Origin of the sequence: Stackebrandtia soli (genome assembly GCF_965137155.1) — a bacterium.
Lineage (GTDB): Bacteria > Actinomycetota > Actinomycetes > Mycobacteriales > Micromonosporaceae > Stackebrandtia > Stackebrandtia soli.
In genome coordinates, this window is sequence record NZ_CBCRZX010000020.1 from 23,346 (window position 1) to 46,064 (window position 22,719).

Below are 22,719 nucleotides of genomic sequence, written 5' to 3' on the forward strand. Positions count from 1 at the left end.
ATGACGACACTCCTCAACGGCCACACGAACACCATGTCCATGCCGGGTGCGGTGCTGCTGGGCCAGCCCCGCCAACCTGAACTCGTCATTGAACCCGCCCCGGTGCCGGTGCCGGTCGAGGCGCCGGTGGTGGACGCTGTCCCTCCGGCCCTCGCCCCAGTGGTGGCGCCGGTCGAGTCCCCTTCCCGGTGGCGCCTGTGGCGCGGCAAGAAGAACCGGTCCGCGCCGCCTGCCCGCCCAATCGCACCGGTCGTGGAGGCCGCGCCTGCGGTTCCCGTGGTGAACGCGACACCGAAGCGCGTCTCGGCGCGGAAGCAGCGGCGGGCCGAGCGGCTCGCTCGGATGCAGGCGGCGGGTGTTGAGCCGCTGGGGTTCTGGGGTCGGCTGGGTGCCGTCGCGGTCGCGGTGGGCGCCCTCGGGATTGGCGCGATCGGGTTCGTCGCGTCGTTCGCGAACGTCGAGGATCAGATGGTTCCCGCGTTCGGTTCGGACTCCGCGTGGCTCGTCCCTGCGGGCATCGACCTCGGTATCGCGGTGTTCATCGGCCTCGACATCCTCCTCGCCAAACGGAGGATGCGCCTGTCCTGGTTGCGGTTCATCCCGTGGGGCCTCACTGCGGTGACGATCGGCCTGAACGCGGCCGGGCACGGAGGCGTCGGTCTGATCGCCCACGTCACGCTCCCAGCACTGTTCATTGTCGTCGCCGAAGTCATCGCCCACGTCGTTCGCGTTCTCGCGGGGATCGCCGCTGGTGAGGTGCGGGAGGGCATCCGGTTGCCGCGCTGGGTCGTCGCCCCGGCAGAGACGGTTCGCCTGTGGGTGATCATGGCTCGCGACAGTGACGTCGAGACATACGCCGACGCTCTCGTCATTTACAAGCGCCGCGTCCTCGCTGGTGCCGCCCTGCGCGGCGTCTACGGCGTCGCATGGCGGGTGAAGGCTCCGCTGGAGTTGCGCACGCAGCACCGTCTCGGCGACCTGACCGCCGCCGACGTCCGCCCCATCGACGCCGCGACCGCGAAGCCGACGAAGGCGATCAAGCCGGTGCCCGCGAAGGCTCCGAAACCCGCCAAGCCGACGAAGTCCGCACGGTCGGATGTGTCGGACGCCGACCTCCTCGCCCGTATCAACGAGTTGCCGCAGGACGCCGACGGGCACGTCGCCGTCAAGGCCGTCCGCAAGGCCACCGGGATCGGTGTCGACCGTGCCCGCCGCCTCCTCGACGAAGCCGGACTCCTCAAACCCAAAACCGCCTAGACCGTGTGGACGCGGTGCGGGCCGCGTTGCACCGCGGCCCGCCCCTTCCCGAATCACTACGTACCAGCAGAAACACGAGATTAAGGAGTGTATGTCATGGAAGAGAAAGAGACTCTGGAGTGGATGACCGTGATCGTTCCGGCGGCGATGGTGTTCATCGGCTGGCGGTACGCGTCGCGCGGCTGGTGGGCGATCATCCTGTGTGGGCTTGGCCTGATCGGTCTGGCGTCGCAGGTGTCGTGGATCGAGTCGATCGCTCTCGGCGCGGTCGATGTCATCAAAGCCGCTGTGACGGCTGGGTTCGACGAGATCGGGTCCTGACATGACCGCGATCAACAACACGAGTGATGTGCCTGCCCCGTCGGGGCAGGCCCCCACCACCGAACCCGCCACCGTTCAGCGTCGTGGCCGTCGCCCCGCCGGGCACGACGTCGACGACATGGCCGCCGAGACGGCCGCCCCGAACCGCCGCCAAACCACGAAGCTGGTGACGCCGAAGAGGATCGTGATCGTCGGTGTCCTCGCGGGGATCGCCGCGATGGCGATGACCCAAGCGGGTGTGCCGTGGCCGGTCGTGCTGCTCGTCGTCTCCGCCGGAATCGCCACCGTGGTCCTGTTGGGGTGGGCGCGATCCCTCCGCACCACCAAGAACCACCGCCGCAACAACAACCACCGGCCGAACGGTCCCGCAGGACCGAGCGGACCGGGAGCGGGGCCCGGCGGCGGTCGTCCGCAGGGGCCGGGCGGCGGTAAGCCGAATGGCGGCAAGCCCAACGGTCGACCGCAGGTACCGAATGGCGGCAAGCCTAATGGGAAACCGCAGGGGCCGAACGGAAAGCCGAACGGTGGTAAGCCGAACGGGAAGCCGCAGGGGCCGGGCGGTGGCAAGCCGAATGGCCAGCCGCCGGGGCCCGGCGGCGGTAAGCCGAATGGCGGCAAGCCCAACGGTCGACCGCAGGTACCGAACGGCACCAAACCGAACGGCGGCAGGCCCAACGGGAAACCGAACGGGAAGCCGAATGGGCCGCAGGTACCCCACGGTGGCAAGCCGAACGGTATGCCGTCGGTACCGAACGGCAAACCCAATGGGAAGACGCCGAAGGCTCCGAAGGCTCCGAAGGTACCGGGGTCGAAGGATCGGAAGCCGTTGCGGGAGAAGGTCCGTACGGCTGCTGGGAAGGCGAAGACGTTCGGCCGGGGTACTGCGAAGGCAGGCAAGGCGTTCGGTCGGGGTACCGCTACGGCTGCGAAGGGTACCGCCAAGGGCGCGCGTGGTGCGGGTTTCGTCGTTGGTGTTGGCGCGGTCGGTGCGGCGAAGGTCGCGGGTATGGGGTGGCGCGGTACCCGTAGTGCGGGTGCGTGGGTCGCGTCGAAGGCGCGGTTCTTCGCCACCGGTACCGATCGGCGTCCGGGTGAGGATCGACCGGACTGGTCCGATGGCACGAGCGACTTCTATTTCATCGACCCGGTGACCGGGTTGCGTCCCGACGGGACGCGGGTACCGCCGAGTGAGTACGAGCAGCGTCGCCGTGCCGAGGCTTTGGCGGACATCACCGCTGCCGCGACCAAAGTCAATGACACGTTGCGCGACACCGGTACCCGGCCCGCTGACACGGGGCACACCGTCAACACCGCCGCGCCGCGCCGTCCCGAGCGGCGTGCGTGGATTCCCCTCTCTACCGATGCCCGCCTTCAACCCACCCCACCACCGCCATCCGCGCCGTCCTCGGTGGCATCGGAATCGATTCCTCGGCAGGCGATTCCGCTGCCGGCCACCGCATCACCGACATCGACCACATCTTCAGGAGGACCCATGCACGTTGCTACTCAGCCCACGGTCGAGGCCGCCACGGGCATGGCCGCATACCGGCCCCGGAATCTTCTCGACATCGTCAACATCGCGTACTCGTCACCGGATGCTCTCCGCGCGATCGCGATGGCATTCGACCGCCTCGGTGCCGCCTCCGCTGACTCTCCCGCTGGCGGAGCTGTTGCGGAGAAGTTCCGCGACGTCGCCGCCAGGCTGCGGTCGGCGGCGTCGGCGGCGACCGAGATCGCCGCGACGGTCGAGGTCGAGTGCAAGCACGACCTCGAGCGGATCCGCAACCCCCGCCCCAACGAGCACATGGCCGACGTCACGGCCAACCAGTCCTGAAACCCCTGCACCACACCGAAAGGAAGCCCACCATGTTGTCGATCGCTGGTCGCGCGAACCGCGACACGAAGCAGGCCGCCGCGACCGGCGGTCGTCAGATCACCCTCGCCGACGTCCCCGACCCGAAGGAACCCGTGTTCGGGACGGAGGAGTGGGACGCCGGCGCCTGGACCAACCCCGTCCTCGCCGCGCCCGTCGTCTACGTCGTCGGCGGCATCTCGTACATGACGGGGATCGGGTGGGGGTGGCCCGCGATTGCCGGTGCGGTCCTCACCGCGTCGTTCGCTGGTGCGGCGATCAACCGCGGCATCAAGAAACTCGGCGTCATGTACACATCGGCGTCGGTGCTCGCCGCGACCGCGTGGACCACCTACGCCGCACGGGTTCCCACCTTCGACATCTTTGACCTCGGAGGGACGACACTCACCCACCTGATCGCGTTGGGCGTGATCACGTTGCCGCTGCTGGTGGTGTGGTCGATGCTCGTCCGCGACGCCGGGCGCGCCCGTGTCACCGCCTACCAGAAAGCGCGCGCCGTCGAAGCACGTCGTGACGCGTGGTCGGAGTCGCTGGCCGCCGCCGGCGTCAAGGGCTGGACCCTCCAGAAGGAGTCGAAGTCCGAGATCGCGGTGTCGGCGTTGATGCGGATCGCGCCTGGTGGGACGACGTTCGCCGACGCCCGCTCCCGCCGCGACGCTCTCGACATCGCGTTCCGGGCTCCGTTTCCCGGAGCGGTCCGTGTCGAACGCCCCCAAGGAATCAAGGACGTCAGCATCGTCCTCATCACGAAGGCGTTGAAGTCGGCGTTCGCCGAGCCGATTCCGATGCCGCCCGTCGTCGACGAGCCCCGGTCGATCCTCGATCCCCTCGACGACGGACTTCACGAGGACGGCGAGGTCGGCGCCCGTGTTCACGCGTACCAGACCGTGGCGACGATCGGTCGCCGCGACGCAGGCAAGAGTGGCCTCACGAACGTCCGCATCGACCGGTACCTGAGCTGCAAGGACGTGATCCTGTGGGGCGTGGATTTCAAGAAGGGCCGGTTCACCGCGCCGTGGCTGGCGCCGTACGCCGTCGGCGACGTCGAGGCTCCCGCGTTCGACTGGGTCGTCAGCACGCCCCAGGCCGTCCGGGACATGGTCGACGCCCTGCACCGCATCGGTGATCACCGCGCCGAGCACGGCTCCGGAGACAAGGTCGCCGTCAGCGCGGCGACTCCGGCGATCCGACTCATCATCGACGAGATCGCCGACCTCACCGGCAACCACGCGTTCGCCGAGGTCGCCCGCCGCCTCGCCCGCGTCGTCTCGAAACTGAGGTCCGAAGGGATCGACATCGACTTCGCCACGCAGCGCGGCACCGGATCATTCCTTGGTGACGTCGGCCGCGACCTGCTGTCGCAGTCCACGATCGTCGACCTGCTGCAAGTCGATTCGGCGACGGAGATCTACAACGCCATCACGGTGCCGTCGGCGACGCTCGAATTCGTCGACCCGACGCGTTTCGAGGAGGCGGGCACGGTCGTGACACTCGCGAAGAAAGCCCGCATGGCGGCGAGGCGTGCCTACTACCTCACCACCGACGCGATCCCGGCCCGCTCGGCCCAGTACTCGACCTGGCGGCCGGTCCTCGAACCCGGCGCCGCCGCAGCCGCCGGACCCGCCTACGCGCGCCGCTGGTCAACACCCGAAGCCCGCGCCCTCCTCGTCAAAGCCGCCCGCGACGCCGGACGCGACTTCGCGCCCCGCCACGCCACCAACCCACCAACCGCCGCCGACCGTCAGGAGGAACCCGCCCGCGAACACGCCACCACCGCCACCACCACCACCACGAGCACAACCGCGACCGCGCCCACCGCGACCGAAGGAGACGACTTGGGTCTTCGTGACGACTTGATCGACGACCACGGCAACACCGACGGCAACCGCAAGTACGTCCTGATCTTGGGGCGGATGATCCTGCACGCCGCCCGCTCGATCATGGACGACAGAGGCGCCACGGCCCTACCGACCCGCGATCTGATCGACGCTCTCGCCGTCATCGACCCGGACAAGTTCGGCGACCTGACACCGAAGTCACTCGCCGCCGCCGTCAAGCACTACGGCGTCTCGTCGACACAACTCGGCGGCGCTAAGAACCCCAAGGGCTACCGCCGCGCCGACATCGCCGAGGGCATCAACCGCAGCCCCGACGACGCATAGCGGCAACGGTTCATCCGCTATAGCGGGTCGCTCAGCAGGTCGACAACGATCCGCTATCCGACCATCCGCTATCGACCCGCTATAGCGGCACCACCACCGCCCTGACCACGCATCTAGCGGCAAACACCACCAACACAGCAGAACCCCGTTATCGGGGTCCTGAGGGCCGCTGCGCCCAAAAACAGCCACCCGCTACCCGACCCACCCACACCCGCTACCAGCCACACAGGAGACACCATGGACACGCTCGTGTTCAGCGACATCCACTACCACCTCGACCGGCTCCTCGACCCGACCATCGATCCCAACAGCATCGTCATCGACCCCGCCGATATCGGCGTCGACGCGATCGCCACCCTCGGCCACATCGCGTTCCTCATGGAGGGCGCCGCCGGCGACACCGCCCATGCCGGGCTCGTCGTCGACGCGTGGACGGCGATCGCGATGCCGGATGGCGCCGAGGTGTGGGAGTCGCAGATCCACGACGGTGATCGGGCGTGGGTGCCTGGTCTCGTCGACCGGCTCCACACCGCGATCACCAGCCCCGACCGGTCGATATGGACGACGGGCCGCATCGCCGCCGCGATCGCGACCGGCCCCGACGCTCCTAGGCTCGCCCCCGCCATCCTCGCCGCCCACGCCGCGATCAACCACGCGACCAACCTCACCGACCGCATCGGCCACCTCCGCGAGGACCTGACCGACCTCAACGACAGCCGAGAACTCGTACAGGAACAACGCGACGCAGCCGAACTCGCCCTGGAGAAGGTCCAGGACGAACTCGACGTTCGCCACGCCGGTGACGCCGAGGTCCCCGAACTCGACCGGCAGATCGCCGCCCTCCGGACCGACTTGCCGCGCACCGACACGAAAGCCCAAGTCGTCGCCGCAGGCATCGGCGCAGCGATGGTCGCGGCGATCCCGCACCTCGACACCCTCACCGGAACCGTCCCGATTGCCGCCGCTGGTGTCGCCGCGATCGCGGGCCTCGCCGCTCTCGCGTGCGCGGGAGCGGCGCTGTGGCCCCGCCCCGAACCGGACGACGAGAAACCGACCGAACTCGTCGCGGTTCGCCGTCGCGAACACCGCAACCTCGACCGGATCCTCAGCCTGAAATTCCGGCTCATTCGGATCGCTTACGGCGCGACCGCGACCGCCGTCATCAGCACCCTCACCGCCATCACGGCCACGTTCCTCCACTAGCCACACAACACAACAGACAAAGGGAGATACCCATGGACGACTGGTGCTACGCCTGCGACAACGACTGGGACGACTGCGAAGCCTGCGAGAACTGCGAGATGCACGAGTGCGTCTGTAACCAGTGCACGTCCGGCGGCGAGTGGTGCACGTGCGGCTACATCGGCTGCCCCAGCGTCGACCACTGCTGGGACTGCTACCAGCACCTCACCAACTGCGTCTGCTGACACCTAACAGGGTCGCCGGCGCACCGCCGGCGGCCCCCACCCCAACAGAAGGAGAACGGACATGTGGGGCAGTTTGCAGACCTTGACCGACGCGCCGGATGCGCGGATCCTCGCCAGCGACGACCTCGTCGCCGATTACCAGCTCGACTGGGCGATCGACTGGGACGACCTCGACCGCGACGACGACGGGACCCCGATCCTCGACGGGCACCCGCTCATCGACGTCATCGACGCCACCTACCTCGACGAATGCCTCGACGACGGCGACGACATCTGGACCCAGCTCACCGCGAGCATCGTCCGCGTCCTCATCGACGAGAACCCCGACCTCGGATACGACATCCGCGACGGACTCGCTCTCACCATCACGCCCGACGGCGGTCTCACCGTCGCCATCGACCTTCCCGCACTCACCGCAGCCGCCGACACCGGCCGCGTCTACGACGCCGCGCCCGTCGCGATCCTCGACAGCCTCATCACCGGCACACCCATCAACCTCGGCGCCGAAGCCATCCACCTGTCGATTGAGGAAGCCCGCGCGATCGGTGCGGCCCTCGAAACCATCGCCGAACACCACCAGTGAAGGGCACTGACATGTCGACCATGACTCCCACAGTGCCGCTCGTCGGCGATGCCCTCGACGCGTATGCGTTTCGGGTGGCTGCGGCGATCGGGTCGGTGATGACCCTGACTCGAATCGAGACCGATGGTGGCGTGCGGATCCACGCCCGCGACGACGACGCCCTCATCGTGCTCCAGTACGCCGTCGTATCCGCCGGCCCCGCCCGGACATCGATCCCGGCATGGTCGATCACCGTCACGACTCCCGGCGAACCCGCCACCGTCGCGAACTCCGGATGCCTCGCCGACTCACCGGACCACGTCGCCAGTCTCGTCATCACCCTCGTCCGTCAGACCCGGGCCGAGGCCCTCAACACACTCCACGACGACATCACCAACCCCGACGCCTGAAAGGACACAGCATGAAGGCCTTGACGTTGCATCAGCCGTGGGCGACCGCGATCGCCCACGCCGGAAAGACCATCGAGAACCGCGGCTGGTCGACGGACTATCGGGGGCCGCTGGCGATCCACGCCGCGTCCCGCCAGCCCGACCCCGACACCGTGGCGTGGTTCTACGCCCGCCACGCCATGCCCGCCGCTCCGCTTCCGACCGGGGTGATCGTCGCGGTCGCCGACCTCACCGATGTCCACCACGCCACCGACACCGCGTGCTCCTGCGACCCGACCTGGGCCGAACCCGGTGCCTGGCACTGGGCCCTGGCCGACGTCACCGCCCTCGACAAACCAATCCCACACCGAGGCGCGATGCGGTTGTGGACACCCACCGTCGCCCTTCCTACCAACCACTGACTCCTACCAGAAAGGACACACTTCATGACCGTGACGATCACCGACAGCACGATCACCAGTGACCGCACGACCGACCGGGCCGACCTCGCCGAGAACGGCCAGTGGGTGCTGTCGTGGATGCCGACCCGGCGCATCCACCACCGGCCCGCCCGTGAGGCCATGGTCATGGCCGACCGGCGCCTGTCCCAGCTCGGACCACGTCAGCTGGCCGATTACCTCGTCCTCGACGAGTTTCAGGTCCGCCGCCTCCCCAGTTCGGCGCCATGGGGACGCGACGCGGCCGCCGCGATCGCGGCCGACATCGACACGATCCTCCCCACACTCGGAACGGTGCCCGACGTCGGCTCAGTCCGTGCCACGACCGTCCTCACCGAACGGCTCGGCATCGACGTCACCGGTGACGCCGTCACCGAACTCGGGGCACAGGGGCATCTGCCGATCGTCGGCGACTACAAGGGCCACGACGTGTTCTGCGGTCGTGCCCTAGAGACGTTCGACCGGCCCGACCTCATCGGCCCCGCCGAGGAGACAGGCCGGATGCTGCTGATCGACGACGTCGCCGCCGAGCTCGGCGTCCGCAGGTCCGACGCCGACCATCTCGTCCGAGCGGGACTGCTCACCGTCCACACCGCCACCCAGACCCGGTGGGGAACCTGGATCTACCGCTACCGGCGAGGTGACGTCCTCGCTCTCCTCGACGACTCCCGTATCGACTGGGACACCGTCCGAACCACACCACGAGGCCGACGCTCACCCCTGGCCGCCCTCCCCACCGCTACGACCGCGTAAACGAGACTGCCCCAGCCGTCTGACCTGGAAGTTTGTCGGCTGGGGCCTCCCAGAGAAGGAGAACCACCATCATGGCACGTAAGAAGAAACCCGAAACGGACCCCGTGTACGCCGCCGAGCAGGCTGTCCTCGGCGCCGTCATGCTCGCCCCCGACGCCCTGACGACTGTCCGCGCTGTTGGCGTCGCGGACGATACGTGGAGCGAACCGCGCCACGCGATCGTGTGGCAGGCGATCACCGCGACCGCCGACTCCGGAGCCCCGGTTGATCCGATTACCGTCGTTCACCGTCTCCACGACACTGGTGAGCTTCGCCAGGCCGGTGGGGCGCCGTACGTGCACGATCTGATCGCCGCGTGCCCGACGCCGGCGTCGGCGGAGCATTACGCCACGATCGTCTCCGACGCCGCCACGCGACGCCGGGCTGAAACCGCCGCCGTTCGGATTGCCGAAGCCGCACGCCGACCCGACGCTGACCTCGCCGCGATCGTCGACGCCTCCCGCGCCGACCTCGACGCCCGGTCGGGTAGTGGGGGCTGGCCGGATCCGATTCCGCTCACGGCTGCGTCCGTTGACTTGCCCGCGTTCCCGACTGCGGCGTTGCCGGAGTGGGTTGCGGACATGGTTGAAGGCGTCGCGGTCGCGACGCAGACGCCGACTGATCTGGCGGGTTCGCTCGCGTTGGCGACGTTGGCGACGGCGACGATGGGTCGGGTGGTCGTTGAACCGAAGCCGGGCTGGCGTGAGCAGGCCACGTTGTACACCTGCGTCGCGTTGGGGCCGGGGAACAGGAAGTCTGCGGTGTTCGACGCGATTGCCGCGCCGATCCACGCCGCAGAGAAGGCCCTCACCGAGGAGACTCATCAACAGATCATCGAAGCGCGCGTGGAGAAGGCGATCGCGGTGCGGGCCGCCGAGCAAGCACTGGCGGCGGCGGGGAAGGATGCCGGCGATCCTGATGCGGTGAACGCGGCGAAGCGCGCGGCGATCGAGGCGGAGGAACTCGTCGTCCCCGCCGAGCCGCGGCTGGTGACGACTGATGCGACTCCCGAGGCCACGAAAACGCTTCTGGCGCAGCAGGATGGGCGGCTTGCGGTCCTCGACGACGAGGGTGGGATCTTCACTCAGATCGCCGGGCGATACAGCGGCACGCCCGACCTCGACGCGTATTTGAAAGGGCACGCGGGTGGACAGCTGCGGGTCGATCGGAAGAGTTCGGCGCCGGAGTTCGTGGAGCGGGCCGCGTTGTCGATCGGGTTGGCGGTTCAGCCGGATGTGATCCGCGACGTCGCTCGGGTTCCGGGTTTTGAGAGCCGTGGGCTTTTGGCGAGGTTCTTGTGGAGCCTGCCGACGTCGTTGGTGGGGCGGCGCCTCACGTCACCGCCACCAGTCGCACCCGAAGTTCGTGATCGCTATACGCGGCGGGTTCGTGATCTGGCGATCGCGATGTGGCACACCAAGAGCGACGCCGTCCTCGAACTGACGCCGCGTGCCCTCTCTGCGGTCGCGGCTCTCGAGGATTACCGCGAACCGCGCCTTGGTGCTGATGGTGAATGGGCGCCGATCCTGTCGTGGGCGAACAAGTGGACCGGAGCGATCCTGAGGATCGCGGGCCTGCTGCACATCGCCCGCAACCTCGACACCGGCTGGCGCGGCACCCCCATCGATGAGGACACCATTGACGCCGCCTCGATCATCGGGCACTACTACGCCGACCACGCCCTCGCCACGTGGACCCACATGGCCACAGGTGCCTCCGGACACGCCACAAAGGTTCTGGCCTGGCTCCAACGACACGGCCAGGCCGAGGTGACCCGCCGGGACATCCACCGGTCAATGTGCCGACAGCTGACGATCGACGAACTCACCAACGCACTGCGCATTCTCGACGCCCATGGCCACATCCGTATCGAACATCCACCAGCAGGTCGAGGACGACGCCCCGCACCCCGCATACACCTCCACCCGAGCCACATCGGAGGCGCCCGATGACTCCGCCGATGACCGCCGTCATCCAGCCCTTCTACACCGTCGAGGAAGCCGCCAGCCTCCTGCGGATGGCCCGTACTGAGTTGTTCCACGAGATCCGCCGTGGCCGGCTCAAGTCCATCACCTGCGGCCGTCGGCGCCGCATCCCAGCCGAATACCTCGCCAAGTACCGCGAACTGCTCATCACCGAAGGAACGGAGACCGCATGACCGCCAAGCAAACCGACGACAAGCAGCGCGACCATCGCGGCCGCCGCGGTGAGGGCACTATCTACTGGGACGAAAAGAAGAAGTGCTACCGCGGTGAGCTTTCACTCGGGTTGAAACCAAACGGCAAACGGAACCGCCCGATCGTGTATGGCCAGACGAAGGCGGCCGTACGCGATGAGTTCGACCGGCTCCGGAAAGAGCAAAGCCAAGGCATAAGGACGTCGGCCACCTACACGGTGAAGGAAGCCGTCGAGGAATTCCTCCGACGGGGCCTTCCCGGCCGTGATTCGGGTACTCGAGCGAAGATCGAGATCCTCGCGCGCAAGCACGTCATTCCGAGTGTGGGAGGGGTAGCGGTTTCGAAGCTGACAGCCGATGACGTTGACGACTGGCTCGCGAACAAGGCGACGACGCTGTCGACGCGGAGCCTCTCCGAGATCCTGGCCGTCCTACGGCGGGCTCTCAAGCATGCACAACGTCGTGACCGCCTTGGACGAAACGTTGCTGAACTGGTCGAACTTCCAGAGGGGCAGACCGGTCGGCCGAGCCGGGCCCTGCCGATCGAAGGCGTCATCGCGCTGCTGAATGCCAGCCGTGGGCGGCCGTTTCATTCCTACCTGGTCCTGTCGTTGATGACTGGTGTACGTACCGAGGAGGCGCGGGCGTTGACGTGGAAGCACGTCCACCTTGAACAGATCAGTGAGGTGCCTCCACACGTCGAAGTGTGGCGATCCGTGCGGCGGGGTGGGGACACCAAGACCCGGAAGTCACGGCGATCGATCGAACTGCCGGTCTCGGTGGTCGACGTGCTCGTCGAACATCGGAAGACGCAGGACATGCTGAGATCGGCTTCCGATCGATGGGAGGACAACGATCTGGTCTTCTGCACGCGGCATGGAACGCCGTTGGACGCCGCCAATGTGCGCCGTAGCCTGCGTGCGACGCTCAAGGCAGCCGGGCTTGATCCGGTATGGACGCCGCGCGAACTGCGGCACAGCTTCGTCTCGCTGATGTCGGCGGCCGGCGCGCCAATCGAGCTGATCTCACGCCTCGTCGGACACACCGACACGAGCGTGACAGAAGCGGTCTATCGTCATGAGCTCAAGCCGGTGATCACCGGTGGCGCCGAGATCATGAATCGTCTGTTCGGGGCGGATTCCGCCGGATAGGCCACCCGTTAGGCCACCCGAGCATCGAAAAGGGCCGGTATCCGCAATCGGATACCGGCCCTGACCTTGGTCGGGATGACAGGATTTGAACCTGCGACCTCTTCGTCCCGAACGAAGCGCGCTACCAAGCTGCGCCACATCCCGATGGGTATTCAATTATTGCTGGTCCGTGGTGCCGCTGGCAGCTTGGTAACGCGCAAGCGCGCTACGCTCTACCATCGTTGCGACTCGTCGCCTCGCCGCAGAATGCGCCATATCCCGATGGGTATTCGGTTCTGCTGTTCATTCGTGCTCGCCCACGTTAACCGCAGGCGGAAGCAATCGTAACCCACCGGTCGATCGGGGCACCATCGGGTATCCCGCCGTCGGCGCGCCGTTCGTCCCGAGCGAAGCGCGCGGTGGAACGACGCGCCCGTACCCACCGCCACGACCTTCGACCATGGACGTCGGGAGCCGATCCCTATCCGGCGCTGACCAGCGTCAGGACGCTCGCCTCCGGGGGGCACGCGAACCGAACCGGGGCGTACGGGCTCGTGCCGAGACCCGCCGAGACGTGCAGCCACGCTTCGCCGTATCGGTTGAGGCCCTTGGCACGGCGACGATCGATACCGCAGTTGGTGACGAGCGCGCCATAACCGGGAACGCACACCTGACCGCCGTGGGTGTGCCCGGCGACGAGAAGCTGATAGCCGTCGGACGCCATCTGGTCGAGGACGCGCGGCTCCGGCGAGTGCGTCAGACCGATCGTCACGTCCGCTTCGGGCGCGGGCCCCGCGATGAGGTCGTAGTCGTCGAGATCGAAGTGCGGGTCGTCGACGCCGCCGAGACCGACGGTCCGCCCACCGGCGGTGAGCGTCGTCCGCGCGTTGTTGAGGTCGACCCAGCCACCCTCGACGAGCATCGATCGCAGGTCCTCCGTCGGCAGGTCATTGCCGTAGCGGTGTTCCCGGTTCGGGTTGAAGTAGGTGAACGGGTTCTTCGGGGTGGGCCCGTAGTAGTCGTTGGAGCCGAAGACGAACACGCCCGGGAAGTCGAAGAGCGGTTCCAGGGCGGCCGCGACTGAGGGCACCGACTCGGCGTGCCCGAGGTTGTCCCCCGTCAGCAACACCAGATCGGGGTCGAGGGCCGCGAGCGACCCGACCCAGTCGATCTTGCGATGCTGACCGGGCGTCAGGTGCAGGTCCGAGATTTGAAGCACCCGAAGCGGTTCGGAGTCGGGGGCGAGGATCGGCACGTCGAATCGGCGCAACGTGAACCGATTCCGCTCGATCAGCGACGCGTACGCCAACGTGGCGGCTCCGGTCGCGGCTATCAACCCGGCGGCGGTAATAACGCTTCGCTTCCTCATACCCCCCACGGTAGTTTGTTGAGCCATGAGCACTCTCAAGGCCCGCCTGGAAGCAGACATGACTCGCGCGTTGAAGGCACGCGACGAGCTCGTGTTGAACACCCTGCGAATGACGTTGACCGCCGTCAAGACCGCCGAGGTATCGGGAAAGCAGTCACGTGAGCTCACCGACGACGAGGTGCTGAAGATCATCGCCAAACAGGCGAAGCAGCGCACGGAGGCGGCTGAGGCGTTCGACGCCGGGGACCGACCGGAGCAGGCCGCGCGCGAACGCGCCGAGGGAGTGGTGCTGGCGGAGTACCTGCCGAAGCAGTTGAGCGACGACGAACTCTCCGCGCTCGTCGACGAGGTGTTCGCCACCGAGGGTTTCACCGGCCCGGCCGACATGGGCAAGGCGATGAAGGCGGTGCAGGCGAAGGTCGCCGGCCGCGCCGACGGCAAGCTCGTCGCGGGCCTGGTGAAGGCGAAGCTGACCGGCTGACGCGCCGGTCCGAGACCAACGAGTAAGGCCCCCACCAAGAGCCCGGTGGGGGCCTTACTCGTTTCGTGGTCAGAGATTGGCCGGGGATTCGTAGGAACGGCCCCGAATGCCGCCGGTACGGCGACGCGATGGCGCTGTCGGTTCGGCGGGAACCGGCTCGGAATCCTCCAGCGTGGACGCATCAGCACCGTCGCGATCGGACTTCGAGTCGATCGACACCGGCTCGGCGCGATCGCGCTCGACCTGCGGCGGAACGTAGACCTGCCGTTCACTGGCGAGCGCGGAGGTACGCGGCCGCTGCTGGTGGTTGTGTCGGACCACCCGCAACCGCAGGTATCGGACGAACGCGAGCAGCAGCCCCAGGGAGACGGCGAAGCCGAACCAGAATCCGGGTCCGACGAGGACGACGCCGAGCAGTTCCAGGAGGCTCACCGCGATCAGCACGAAGAGGACGCGGCGGTGCCGCCTCCTCCACCAGGATCGCAGTTGCGCCTGGGACACTGCCATATCTCGACGCTCCTCGTCCCGTCCAGAGCGCTCCAAGAGTACCGACTTGGCCTGTTGGGTTCCGCAACGCTCCCAGCCGCCCGGCGTCGCTTCGCGAGCCGTCGCGGGCTCGGGATCGTCGGAGGCGGCGTCGACCTCGTCTTCATCCGATGTGGATCGTTCGGCGGTGGCGTCGTCGTCATCTCGGCCACCGCGTTCGAGGACCCGAGCGGAGGAGTTCTCCCGGTCTGCGGCGAGGCGCTCGTCCGCGTCGTACCGGCGGACGAGGGCGGGCGCGAGCGCGAGCAGGCCCGCCCCGGCGAGAATCGCCAGCAGCACCGACGTCGGCATGGTCTCCTCCTTCGTGTCACCAGAGGCCGGCTCGTTATCCGGCGGTTCGGCTACGGCGCCGGAACACCATCGGCCAACGTCGCCGAAGCTCCCCACTCCGTGCTCCAGCGCGCCAAAGGCGTCGAACACCGGCATGCGGGAACTACTCCACCTTGCCGAGTGACGCCCTGACCCTCGGCTCGCACGGCCCGAGATAACAAGACAACGTCTAGAGACTACGCCCTGCCTTGTGGCCGGTGCCGGTTTAATCGGCAAAGCGGTGCCGGGGACACGTCCATTAAGGGGATATCAATGATCCACTGAGGTCTATCAAGGAGTCTGATCGGCTGCGGCGCGCCGTTGCTGCGTCCAGTGCGCGAGAACACCGCCGGGCGGCACGTCCTCCACCGTCATGGCGTAGCCGACGTGGTCACGCCAGTCGCCGTTGATGTACAGGTAGGACTTGAAGTGTGACTCGACTCGGAAGCCGAGCTTCTCGACGACGCGCATGCTCGGTCGATTGTGCGGTTGGATGTCGACGCCGATGCGGTGCAGTCTCCCGGCGGTGAACGCGTGGTCGCACACGAGGGCGAGCGCGGTCGGGGTGATGCCGAGTCCGGCGTGGCCCTCATCGATCCAATAGCCGACGTGCGCGGAGCACAGTGCCCGGCGGACGATGTTGCCGACGGTCATGCCGCCGACGACCCTGTCGTCGTAACAGACGGCGAACGGCCAAGTCGACCCGACGCGTGCCGAGCGCCGGAACTCGCGGTACAGCGCGCGGAAGCCGGCGGGCGAGTTCGCCGCGGACCATGTCGTGTTGGCCGTCGGTTCCCAGTGCGCGAGCCAACTCTCGTTGGCTCTGCGGACGGCGCTCCACTCCACGGCGTCGGCGCGGCGGTACGGCCGCAGTGTGACGCGATCGCTCACCAAGGTCGCGGGCCAACCGGGGTTCATGTCATCGATGCCTATCGAATAGCAGGACGTCGACGGTCGCGCCCGCGGGCGCGGTCGTGACTTTTTCTCCCAGCACCATCAGACCTGTGGCCTCGGCCAGGCCGGACAGAGTGTACGGGCCGCCTGGCAGTGGTGCCACGGTGTACCCCCCGCCGCGCCGTTCGGCGACGTGCACCGGCCGGAACTCGCGGAAGTTCGACGGCGAGGTCACCGTTTCCATGAGGTTGGCCTTGACGCTGGGCCGGAACACGGGCTCGGCGCCCGCGAGGCGCAGGATGATCGGCCGCGCGAGCACTTCGTAGGCGATCATAGCGGCCCCGGGATCGCCTGGCAGACAAGCGATCGGGACCTCTTCGGGCCCGACGGTGCCGAAGCCCATCGTGCTCGGCGGATAGACGGCGACCGGCGAGAACTGGACGGTCTTGTCCCGCCCGAAGGTGCGACGCACCATGTCGCCGGGGCCGGTTCCGGTGCCTCCGGTGGTGATGACGAGGTCGGCGCGGAGGATCTGGTCGTCGAGGACCGTCCGCAGTGCCTCCGGTTCGTCGTCGCAGATCCCGACGCGGTAGGCGTGGGCGCCCGCCTCGGACGCGGCGGCGGTGAGCGCGTGCGAGTTGACGTCGACGAGTTGGCCGGGCTGACTGACCCGGCCGGTGTCCATGAGTTCGTCGCCGGTGGCGATGACGACGACGCGGGGCGTCGGTCGGACGACGATGTCGCCGACACCCGCCGCCGCCATCAAGGCGACCAACTGCGGCGTGACGTGTTGTCCATTGTGCGCGAGTATCGCGCCGGTCTCCAGCTCGCTGCCCGCGCGACGCAGCCCGTGACCGCGCTTGGGAGCCTGCGCGACCTGGACGGCGGCCATGCCGCCGTCGGTCCAGCCGAGCGGAACGACCGCGTCCGTGCCGACCGGGAGCGCCGCGCCCGCGGCGACGGCGAAGCAGGTGTCGGCGACGAGACGCACCGGCCGCCAACTCGCGGCCGACACGTCGCCGAGCACCTTCAACGCGACCGGCCGCTGCGGAGTCGCGGCGACGACGTCCTCGAAGCGGACGGCGTATCCGTCGACCGTCGCGTGATCGAAGGCGGGCAGCGGGCCAGGCGCCGTGACATTGGCGGCGAGTATGCACCCGCACGCCTGCGTCAAGTCGAGATCGATCGGCGGAAGCGGGCGGACTCGCGCGAGCGAGGCCGACAGGAATTCCGCCAGTGACATTGGTTCGCCGTTGTTGTCCACAGTTAACCCCCCATGTTCGCGGTCAGCACGGCGCGCTGCTGCGCGTCGTCACCGACCCTTGCGCTGTGCGACAAAATCAATCAGCCAATCCTTGAACGACGCCAGGTCGTCACGCTGGAATGCCAATTCGACGATCGTCTGCAGGTACCCACCGGGTTCGCCGGTATCGTGGCGCTTCCCTCGAAAGATGATGCCGTGTACCGGTACGCCGTCGGCCAGCAAACGCGCCATGGCGTCTGTGAGTTGTATTTCGCCTCCTCGGCCGGGAGGAGTCTCCCGGATGGCATCGAAGATAGCCGATGGCAACACGTAACGTCCGATAAGGATGAGATTGCTGGGTGCCTGGTCGACCTCGGGTTTCTCCACCAAATCGGTGACGGTGACGACATCGGGATCGTCACCGCGTTCGACGGCCGCGACCCCGTAACGGTTGACGTGTTCACGCGGCACTTCGAGGAGCGCCAGGACGACGCCGCCCGTGGAGGCCTGTAGGTCGATCATGCGCGGCAGCAGCTTCTCGCCGGGGTCGGCGAACTCGTCGGCCAGCATCACGACGAAGGGGCCGCCGTCGATGTGCGCCTCCGCGTAGGACACCGCGTGCCCAAGACCGAGGGGTTCGGCTTGGCGGCAGGTGTAGATCTCGGCGAGGTCGGCGGGCTCCATGATGGCCTTCAGCCGGGCGTCGTCGCCGCGGTCGATCAGGCGTTGTTCCAGGTCGGGGCGCCGATCGAAGTGGTCGACCATGGAGGTCTTGCCGCGACCGGTGACGAGGAGGACATCGTGGATGTTGGCGGCGGCCGCCTCCTCGACGATGTGTTGGAGGACCGGTTTGTCGATGACCGGGAACAGTTCTTTGGGGACGGCCTTGGTCGCGGGGAGAAACCGTGTGGCCATGCCGGCCGCCGGGATTACCGCCTTGATGACGCGCTTCTTCCGTTCAGTCTGGGGCATGCAGCGAGCCTAACCGTCCAATAGGTGATCGCCCTGCCACCCGCCAGGTGTCCCGCCCGGCGGCCTTCGCGCTGTACAGGGCCTCGTCGGCTGCCGCGAGCACCACGGTCCCGTCTCCTCCGTGCTCGGGATATGCCGCCACGCCAAGCGAAACCGTTACCCGGATGCGCTGTGGGGACTGTCCCTCCTCGACGGCGGGAAGCTCCACCGGTTCGTCCCTCACGGCGTGTCGCAATCGCACCGCGACCCGGGCCGCGCCGTCGGCGTCGGCTTCGGGGAGGAGCACGACGAACTCCTCACCGCCGTAGCGGAACGCGAGGTCAACGTCGCGGATCTCGGAGTTGATGCGGCGGGCGACCTCCGCGAGGACGACATCCCCGGCGGGGTGCCCGTAGGTGTCGTTGACGGCCTTGAACTTGTCGAGGTCGATCGCGATGACCGCCGCGCTGCGGTGGAAGCGGCCCGCCCGTTCGATCTCGCGAGAGAGGGACACCTGGAGGTAGCGGTAGTTCCAGAGCCCGGTCAACGGATCGGTGAGCGACAGGCGTTGTGCCTCGCGGTGAGACAGGACGTTCCCGACGGCGACGGCGGCCTGCCCCGCGAATGTGCCCAAAGTGGAGACATCGGCGTCGTCGAAGGCGTCGCCGCCCGCTCGGTCGTACACGGCGAGGACTCCGAGGGGGCGACCGACCTCGCTGTCGGCGCCGACGGCCATCACCGGGACCGCGATGAAGGTGTCGCCACGTGGTTCGCCCGGAGCCGGTTCGACCTCGCAGGTGTCGACCCTCCCGTGCGCGGCGACGCCCCGGGAGGCGACCTGCCCCAGCAGTCCCTCGCCGAGACGGACGCTCAGCCGGTTGACGTCGACACCCCGCTCGGTCATGCCCTGCCCGACGTGGCCGACGATCAGGGTCGGGTCGTGCGGGTCGGCCAGGAGGACGATCCCGGCGCGGGCTCCCGTCGCGGCCATCGCGGTGTCCACGATCATCTCGAGCATCCGGCCCAGGTCGAGCGTGCTCGACAGGGTCTCGCCGAGCAGCGTCAACTGGCTTCGGAGCTGGTCGCGGCTCGACGTCAAGGCCGAGACGTAGCCCTGGGTCTCGGCGGCCATCCGGTTGAAGGTCCGCGCCAGGGTGGTCAGTTCGTCGTTGCCGCGCACCGGAACCCGAACACTCAACTCCCCCCGCGCGACCGACTCGGCGCCGACGACCAGTTCCGTCAGCGGCTTCGTCGTGGATCGGGCCATCCAGGCCGCGGCGACCAGGGCCAGCCCCGCCGCCGCGGCGACGCCCGCCGCGAGGAACAGGTACAGGGTCCCGTCGACGACCGGGTGCACCGACAGCACCAGCCGCAGACCGGCGGCCTCGTCCGGGTCGACCCTGCGCACGATGACGGTGTGTTCCCCGTCGGTGTTCTCGCCGTCCGCGCGAGCCGACGCCGCCAGTCCCGCGAGTCCCGAGTCGGCGTCACCGTAGCTGGTCAGCGGCTCCGACCTGGCGTCGTCCACCGTGACGTCCGCACCGGCGACGCCGGCCAGACGCCCGATGAACGCCGCGTCGATCGGGACCGACGCTACGACGCTGCCCTGCATGCGTCCGTCCTCGGCGTAGACGGGCACCCGAGCGGCGAGGGTGTCGACGACCAAGGCCACCCGTGACTCCTCGGGGCCGCACCACGCGGCCCGCGACGTCGACGGCCGTGGGGCACCGACCGACAGCAGCGGCGACTCGTCGTCGGAGCGCACCTCGATCGCGGACACCGCTTCCAGGCGAACGGCCCGTTCGGCGGCGCGACCGAGCGTCTCCTCGCCAGCGCCGAACAGCAACGCCAGTGAGTCGGCCGCCGAGGTCAACCGCTGGCAGGACGCGCCGATAGCGGCGATCGCGGCGTCGTCGGCGGAATCGAGCCGATCCTGCAGCCGATCCGACTGCACGGTGTCCACAATGAACGCGACGAACAACGCGGCGACGAGCACGGGTCCGAGTACGACGGCGAGGAAGGCCGCGGTCAGCCTGGAACGCAAGGACATCGCCGCACCCCTTCCCGTGTCGCGGTCGTCAGCCGTCACCGGCGACCGTCGCCACGCCTTCGGTTCCACACCGCCCGAAGCGACCCACCGCTGAAGCCTCATATTCGAGTTTCTGCGACAGTGACCCTCAGCTACGACATCCGCAGCGTTAGCCGACCGACCGCAGTCAAATCCTGACCGAACGTGGGAGATCCGATGGACTGTTCTACCGACCCGCCGAACCGGACATTCGACGCTAAGGAGACATTGCGCGGCCGGATACTGACGCGGCGTCGCACGATGACACCCGTCGACCGCGACGAGGCAAACCTCGCGATACAACGAACAGTGATCGTTGACCTACCCACCGTGCTGTCAAGCACTGTGGCAGCCTACTCACCCCTGCCGACCGAGCCCGGCGGGACCCGCCTCGCCCACGCTCTTCACGAAGCCGGCTTCCGCCTGCTGTTGCCCGTACTCCGCGACGACCTCGACCTCGATTGGGCCGAGTTCACCGGCGAGCTCGCGACGACCCGCCGTCGGCTCGATGAACCGCCCGGCCCGCGACTGGGACCCGAGGCCGTCCGCGAGGCGTCCATCGTCCTCGTCCCTGCGTTGGCCGTCGGCCCCGACGGCGCGAGGCTCGGCCGCGGCGGGGGGAGCTTCGACCGGGCGCTCGCCAGAGTGGCGACGACGACCCCCGTCATCGCGGTGCTGTTCGACGGAGAATGGCCGCTACCCGTCCCATCCGAACCTCACGACGCGCCCGTGTCACACGTCGTCACACCGAGCGGTGGCCTGACCCCGGTCGGCGACGTGCGATAGCGCACATTCGGGCGACACCAGATCACAAAATGCCGCCCTGCGGTGGCCGTTCATGGGCGAATGGCGCACAATTGGCACTCGTAAGACCAGAGTGCCAAGTTCGGAGGAGCACCGTGCCCACCTATCAATACCGTTGCACCGCATGCGGCAGCGACCTTGAGGCCCACCAGTCTTTCAGCGATGACCCCCTGACTGACTGCACGGCCTGCGGTGAGGCGGGGGTGCTGCGCAAGCAGTTCGGCTCGGTGGGTGTCGTGTTCAAGGGCTCCGGCTTCTACCGCAACGACGCCCGACGCGAATCGTCCTCGACGGCGTCGAAGGACACGTCGACCAAGAAGCCCGCCGAGAAGAAGACCGAATCGACGTCGAAGTCGGAGACCAAGTCCGAGACGAAGAAGTCGGACTCGCCGAAGAAGGCCGCGTCGACCACGAGCGCGTGAACGCGCCGCCACCGATCCGCCTCCGCTCCGCGAGCGGTGAGAAGTGAGTCCTGGACATTCCTCCCGATGGGGGATCCAGGACTCGCGCTTTGCCCGGGGGACGAAGTCGACGGACCGTCGACGTTCGGCGATGGGCCACACCACTTCCCGGCACGGACCCACCACGTCCGCTCAGGGCGCGGTGGGTCCGCCCGGAGCTCGCACGCGAAGTTCCCACGCGTCCTGACGAGTGGACGGCGCCCGCCGGTCGGCGGGNNCCGTCGTCGTACGGGGCCGTCCGGGCTTCCGATTCGGAGGGAAGCGGGTTCCCGATCCCGGCCTAGCTCAGTTCGGTCTCGGCATAGACGGCCATCGCGTCGCGAATGAACGCGGCCGTTCCTCCGCCGTGCTGGTCGTAGTTGGCGGTGAAGCGCGGGTCGTCGACGTACAACTGGCCGAGCCCCGCGAAGTGCTCCGCCGAGACGCGCCGACCCCGCGAACCGCCGCTGACCCAGGCGTAGTGCCGCGCCGTGATCGCCTGCGCGCGTTCGCCGTCCGGGGCCTCGCCGTCGGCGTGCGCCTGAGCGAAGGCGGTCGCGATGTCGAGTTGTTCCTGCTTGAACGCCTCCTTTTCGCCCTCCGACAGGCCGCGCCACCAGCGGTCACCCTGCTCGTAGGCGTCGCGCCCCCACTTCTCGATCACCTCGTCCTTGTACTGAGTGTGATCGAAACCGTCGAGTGCTTCCTTGGCCACGATGGGCCTCCCTTGTTCCACATTGGTCAATGTCGTGCGAACGGACCGAATCTGGCGCCCGATGCGGTCACGTTCGCTTTCGAGCAGCGCCAAATGGGAGCGCAACGCGGTCGCCGCGTCGGACTGCCCGGCGATGACCCCACCGATGTCGGTGAGACCGAGACCGAGGTCCCGCAACAACAGGATGCGTTGCAGCCGGACGAGACACGCCTCGTCGTAGTAGCGGTAGCCGTTCGACGCGACGCGGCTCGGTTCCAGCAGGCCGATGGCGTGGTAATGCCGCAGCGTCCGGCTGGTGATTCCCGCCGTCCGCACGATGTCGTTGATCGACCACTCCATGCCGTCGACTCCT

Annotated in this window: 23 protein-coding genes and 1 tRNA gene; 16 read left to right on the forward strand and 8 right to left on the reverse strand. The window is 68.0% G+C overall.

The window, feature by feature from the left end; translation table 11 throughout:
* The 13 genes from ACM9NP_RS13325 to ACM9NP_RS13385 all read left to right on the forward strand — a co-directional run bounded on the left by ACM9NP_RS13325 (nt 1) and on the right by ACM9NP_RS13385 (nt 12,568).
* Nucleotides 1-1,257 (forward strand): DUF2637 domain-containing protein, encoded by a 1,257-nt coding sequence (locus ACM9NP_RS13325; RefSeq protein ID WP_415646985.1) that lies wholly within the window; start codon nt 1-3, stop codon nt 1,255-1,257.
* Between the two features lie 96 nt (nt 1,258-1,353).
* The gene (locus tag ACM9NP_RS13330; RefSeq protein WP_415646986.1) at nt 1,354-1,578 is read left to right on the forward strand and encodes a hypothetical protein; all 225 of its coding nucleotides are present in this window, start codon (nt 1,354-1,356) and stop codon (nt 1,576-1,578) included.
* Between the two features lies 1 nt (nt 1,579).
* Nucleotides 1,580-3,412 (forward strand): hypothetical protein, encoded by a 1,833-nt coding sequence (locus ACM9NP_RS13335; protein ID WP_415646987.1) that lies wholly within the window; start codon nt 1,580-1,582, stop codon nt 3,410-3,412.
* A 32-nt stretch (nt 3,413-3,444) separates the two neighbouring features.
* Nucleotides 3,445-5,613, forward strand: coding sequence for a hypothetical protein (locus tag ACM9NP_RS13340; RefSeq protein ID WP_415646988.1), 2,169 nt, complete (start codon nt 3,445-3,447; stop codon nt 5,611-5,613).
* Between the two features lie 237 nt (nt 5,614-5,850).
* Complete coding sequence (locus ACM9NP_RS13345) at nt 5,851-6,816, forward strand: hypothetical protein (RefSeq protein ID WP_415646989.1); 966 nt, start codon at nt 5,851-5,853, stop codon at nt 6,814-6,816.
* A 32-nt stretch (nt 6,817-6,848) separates the two neighbouring features.
* Nucleotides 6,849-7,040, forward strand: a complete 192-nt coding sequence (locus ACM9NP_RS13350) for a hypothetical protein (RefSeq protein ID WP_415646990.1) — start codon at nt 6,849-6,851, stop codon at nt 7,038-7,040.
* A 61-nt stretch (nt 7,041-7,101) separates the two neighbouring features.
* A complete protein-coding gene (locus ACM9NP_RS13355; RefSeq protein ID WP_415646991.1) occupies nt 7,102-7,623 on the forward strand; it encodes a hypothetical protein in 522 nt (173 codons plus the stop codon).
* A gap of 20 nt (nt 7,624-7,643) precedes the next feature.
* Nucleotides 7,644-8,012: a hypothetical protein gene (locus tag ACM9NP_RS13360; RefSeq protein WP_415646992.1), complete on the forward strand. Its 369-nt coding sequence runs from the start codon at nt 7,644-7,646 to the stop codon at nt 8,010-8,012.
* Between the two features lie 11 nt (nt 8,013-8,023).
* Nucleotides 8,024-8,413, forward strand: coding sequence for an ASCH domain-containing protein (locus ACM9NP_RS13365; RefSeq protein WP_415646993.1), 390 nt, complete (start codon nt 8,024-8,026; stop codon nt 8,411-8,413).
* Nucleotides 8,414-8,437: 24 nt separating this feature from the next.
* The gene (locus ACM9NP_RS13370; RefSeq protein ID WP_415646994.1) at nt 8,438-9,202 is read left to right on the forward strand and encodes a hypothetical protein; all 765 of its coding nucleotides are present in this window, start codon (nt 8,438-8,440) and stop codon (nt 9,200-9,202) included.
* 71 nt (nt 9,203-9,273) lie between these two features.
* On the forward strand, nt 9,274-11,193 hold the full coding sequence (locus tag ACM9NP_RS13375; protein WP_415646995.1) for a DUF3987 domain-containing protein: 1,920 nt from the start codon (nt 9,274-9,276) through the stop codon (nt 11,191-11,193).
* Nucleotides 11,190-11,399, forward strand: coding sequence for a helix-turn-helix domain-containing protein (locus tag ACM9NP_RS13380; RefSeq protein ID WP_415646996.1), 210 nt, complete (start codon nt 11,190-11,192; stop codon nt 11,397-11,399). The genes ACM9NP_RS13375 and ACM9NP_RS13380 overlap by 4 nt, the downstream gene beginning before the upstream one ends.
* Nucleotides 11,396-12,568 (forward strand): site-specific integrase, encoded by a 1,173-nt coding sequence (locus ACM9NP_RS13385; RefSeq protein ID WP_415646997.1) that lies wholly within the window; start codon nt 11,396-11,398, stop codon nt 12,566-12,568. The genes ACM9NP_RS13380 and ACM9NP_RS13385 overlap by 4 nt, the downstream gene beginning before the upstream one ends.
* 67 nt (nt 12,569-12,635) lie before the next feature.
* Here the strand turns inward: ACM9NP_RS13385 and ACM9NP_RS13390 are convergent.
* Nucleotides 12,636-12,712: transfer RNA gene (locus tag ACM9NP_RS13390), tRNA-Pro, on the reverse strand.
* Between the two features lie 316 nt (nt 12,713-13,028).
* Nucleotides 13,029-13,916: a metallophosphoesterase gene (locus tag ACM9NP_RS13395; RefSeq protein WP_415646998.1), complete on the reverse strand. Its 888-nt coding sequence runs from the start codon at nt 13,914-13,916 to the stop codon at nt 13,029-13,031.
* 25 nt (nt 13,917-13,941) lie between these two features.
* Here ACM9NP_RS13395 and ACM9NP_RS13400 point away from each other — a divergent pair, with 25 nt between their 5' ends.
* Nucleotides 13,942-14,397, forward strand: a complete 456-nt coding sequence (locus ACM9NP_RS13400) for a GatB/YqeY domain-containing protein (protein WP_415646999.1) — start codon at nt 13,942-13,944, stop codon at nt 14,395-14,397.
* A 69-nt stretch (nt 14,398-14,466) separates the two neighbouring features.
* On the opposite strand, the gene sepX is transcribed toward ACM9NP_RS13400, so the two are convergent.
* The 5 genes from sepX to ACM9NP_RS13425 form a co-directional block, all read right to left on the reverse strand.
* On the reverse strand, nt 14,467-15,234 hold the full coding sequence (gene sepX, locus ACM9NP_RS13405; protein ID WP_415647000.1) for a divisome protein SepX/GlpR: 768 nt from the start codon (nt 15,232-15,234) through the stop codon (nt 14,467-14,469).
* Between the two features lie 309 nt (nt 15,235-15,543).
* Nucleotides 15,544-16,170 (reverse strand): GNAT family N-acetyltransferase, encoded by a 627-nt coding sequence (locus ACM9NP_RS13410; protein WP_415647001.1) that lies wholly within the window; start codon nt 16,168-16,170, stop codon nt 15,544-15,546.
* A 1-nt stretch (nt 16,171) separates the two neighbouring features.
* The gene (locus ACM9NP_RS13415; RefSeq protein WP_415647002.1) at nt 16,172-17,389 is read right to left on the reverse strand and encodes a molybdopterin molybdotransferase MoeA; all 1,218 of its coding nucleotides are present in this window, start codon (nt 17,387-17,389) and stop codon (nt 16,172-16,174) included.
* 69 nt (nt 17,390-17,458) lie between these two features.
* Entirely contained in the window at nt 17,459-18,361 is a 903-nt protein-coding gene (locus ACM9NP_RS13420; RefSeq protein WP_415647003.1) for a UTP--glucose-1-phosphate uridylyltransferase, read from the reverse strand.
* On the reverse strand, nt 18,348-20,390 hold the full coding sequence (locus ACM9NP_RS13425; protein ID WP_415647004.1) for a diguanylate cyclase: 2,043 nt from the start codon (nt 20,388-20,390) through the stop codon (nt 18,348-18,350). The genes ACM9NP_RS13420 and ACM9NP_RS13425 overlap by 14 nt, the downstream gene beginning before the upstream one ends.
* 195 nt (nt 20,391-20,585) lie before the next feature.
* Here ACM9NP_RS13425 and ACM9NP_RS13430 point away from each other — a divergent pair, with 195 nt between their 5' ends.
* Nucleotides 20,586-21,194 (forward strand): 5-formyltetrahydrofolate cyclo-ligase, encoded by a 609-nt coding sequence (locus ACM9NP_RS13430; RefSeq protein ID WP_415647005.1) that lies wholly within the window; start codon nt 20,586-20,588, stop codon nt 21,192-21,194.
* Between the two features lie 113 nt (nt 21,195-21,307).
* On the forward strand, nt 21,308-21,634 hold the full coding sequence (locus ACM9NP_RS13435; protein ID WP_415647006.1) for an FmdB family zinc ribbon protein: 327 nt from the start codon (nt 21,308-21,310) through the stop codon (nt 21,632-21,634).
* Nucleotides 21,635-21,953: 319 nt separating this feature from the next.
* On the opposite strand, the gene ACM9NP_RS13440 is transcribed toward ACM9NP_RS13435, so the two are convergent.
* A complete protein-coding gene (locus tag ACM9NP_RS13440) occupies nt 21,954-22,706 on the reverse strand; it encodes a MerR family transcriptional regulator (protein ID WP_415647033.1) in 753 nt (250 codons plus the stop codon).
* Nucleotides 22,707-22,719: the final 13 nt, after the last annotated feature.

What these genes read in the sequence shown, in the direction of transcription:
- ACM9NP_RS13325 (WP_415646985.1), top strand. Translation starts at nt 1, where the DNA reads ATGACGACACTCCTCAACGGCCACACGAACACCATGTCCATGCCGGGT.
- ACM9NP_RS13330 (WP_415646986.1), top strand. Translation starts at nt 1,354, where the DNA reads ATGGAAGAGAAAGAGACTCTGGAGTGGATGACCGTGATCGTTCCGGCG.
- ACM9NP_RS13335 (WP_415646987.1), top strand. Translation starts at nt 1,580, where the DNA reads ATGACCGCGATCAACAACACGAGTGATGTGCCTGCCCCGTCGGGGCAG.
- ACM9NP_RS13340 (WP_415646988.1), top strand. Translation starts at nt 3,445, where the DNA reads ATGTTGTCGATCGCTGGTCGCGCGAACCGCGACACGAAGCAGGCCGCC.
- ACM9NP_RS13345 (WP_415646989.1), top strand. Translation starts at nt 5,851, where the DNA reads ATGGACACGCTCGTGTTCAGCGACATCCACTACCACCTCGACCGGCTC.
- ACM9NP_RS13350 (WP_415646990.1), top strand. Translation starts at nt 6,849, where the DNA reads ATGGACGACTGGTGCTACGCCTGCGACAACGACTGGGACGACTGCGAA.
- ACM9NP_RS13355 (WP_415646991.1), top strand. Translation starts at nt 7,102, where the DNA reads ATGTGGGGCAGTTTGCAGACCTTGACCGACGCGCCGGATGCGCGGATC.
- ACM9NP_RS13360 (WP_415646992.1), top strand. Translation starts at nt 7,644, where the DNA reads ATGACTCCCACAGTGCCGCTCGTCGGCGATGCCCTCGACGCGTATGCG.
- ACM9NP_RS13365 (WP_415646993.1), top strand. Translation starts at nt 8,024, where the DNA reads ATGAAGGCCTTGACGTTGCATCAGCCGTGGGCGACCGCGATCGCCCAC.
- ACM9NP_RS13370 (WP_415646994.1), top strand. Translation starts at nt 8,438, where the DNA reads ATGACCGTGACGATCACCGACAGCACGATCACCAGTGACCGCACGACC.
- ACM9NP_RS13375 (WP_415646995.1), top strand. Translation starts at nt 9,274, where the DNA reads ATGGCACGTAAGAAGAAACCCGAAACGGACCCCGTGTACGCCGCCGAG.
- ACM9NP_RS13380 (WP_415646996.1), top strand. Translation starts at nt 11,190, where the DNA reads ATGACTCCGCCGATGACCGCCGTCATCCAGCCCTTCTACACCGTCGAG.
- ACM9NP_RS13385 (WP_415646997.1), top strand. Translation starts at nt 11,396, where the DNA reads ATGACCGCCAAGCAAACCGACGACAAGCAGCGCGACCATCGCGGCCGC.
- ACM9NP_RS13395 (WP_415646998.1), bottom strand. Translation starts at nt 13,916, where the DNA reads ATGAGGAAGCGAAGCGTTATTACCGCCGCCGGGTTGATAGCCGCGACC.
- ACM9NP_RS13400 (WP_415646999.1), top strand. Translation starts at nt 13,942, where the DNA reads ATGAGCACTCTCAAGGCCCGCCTGGAAGCAGACATGACTCGCGCGTTG.
- sepX (WP_415647000.1), bottom strand. Translation starts at nt 15,234, where the DNA reads ATGCCGACGTCGGTGCTGCTGGCGATTCTCGCCGGGGCGGGCCTGCTC.
- ACM9NP_RS13410 (WP_415647001.1), bottom strand. Translation starts at nt 16,170, where the DNA reads ATGAACCCCGGTTGGCCCGCGACCTTGGTGAGCGATCGCGTCACACTG.
- ACM9NP_RS13415 (WP_415647002.1), bottom strand. Translation starts at nt 17,389, where the DNA reads ATGTCACTGGCGGAATTCCTGTCGGCCTCGCTCGCGCGAGTCCGCCCG.
- ACM9NP_RS13420 (WP_415647003.1), bottom strand. Translation starts at nt 18,361, where the DNA reads ATGCCCCAGACTGAACGGAAGAAGCGCGTCATCAAGGCGGTAATCCCG.
- ACM9NP_RS13425 (WP_415647004.1), bottom strand. Translation starts at nt 20,390, where the DNA reads ATGTCCTTGCGTTCCAGGCTGACCGCGGCCTTCCTCGCCGTCGTACTC.
- ACM9NP_RS13430 (WP_415647005.1), top strand. Translation starts at nt 20,586, where the DNA reads ATGGACTGTTCTACCGACCCGCCGAACCGGACATTCGACGCTAAGGAG.
- ACM9NP_RS13440 (WP_415647033.1), bottom strand. Translation starts at nt 22,706, where the DNA reads ATGGAGTGGTCGATCAACGACATCGTGCGGACGGCGGGAATCACCAGC.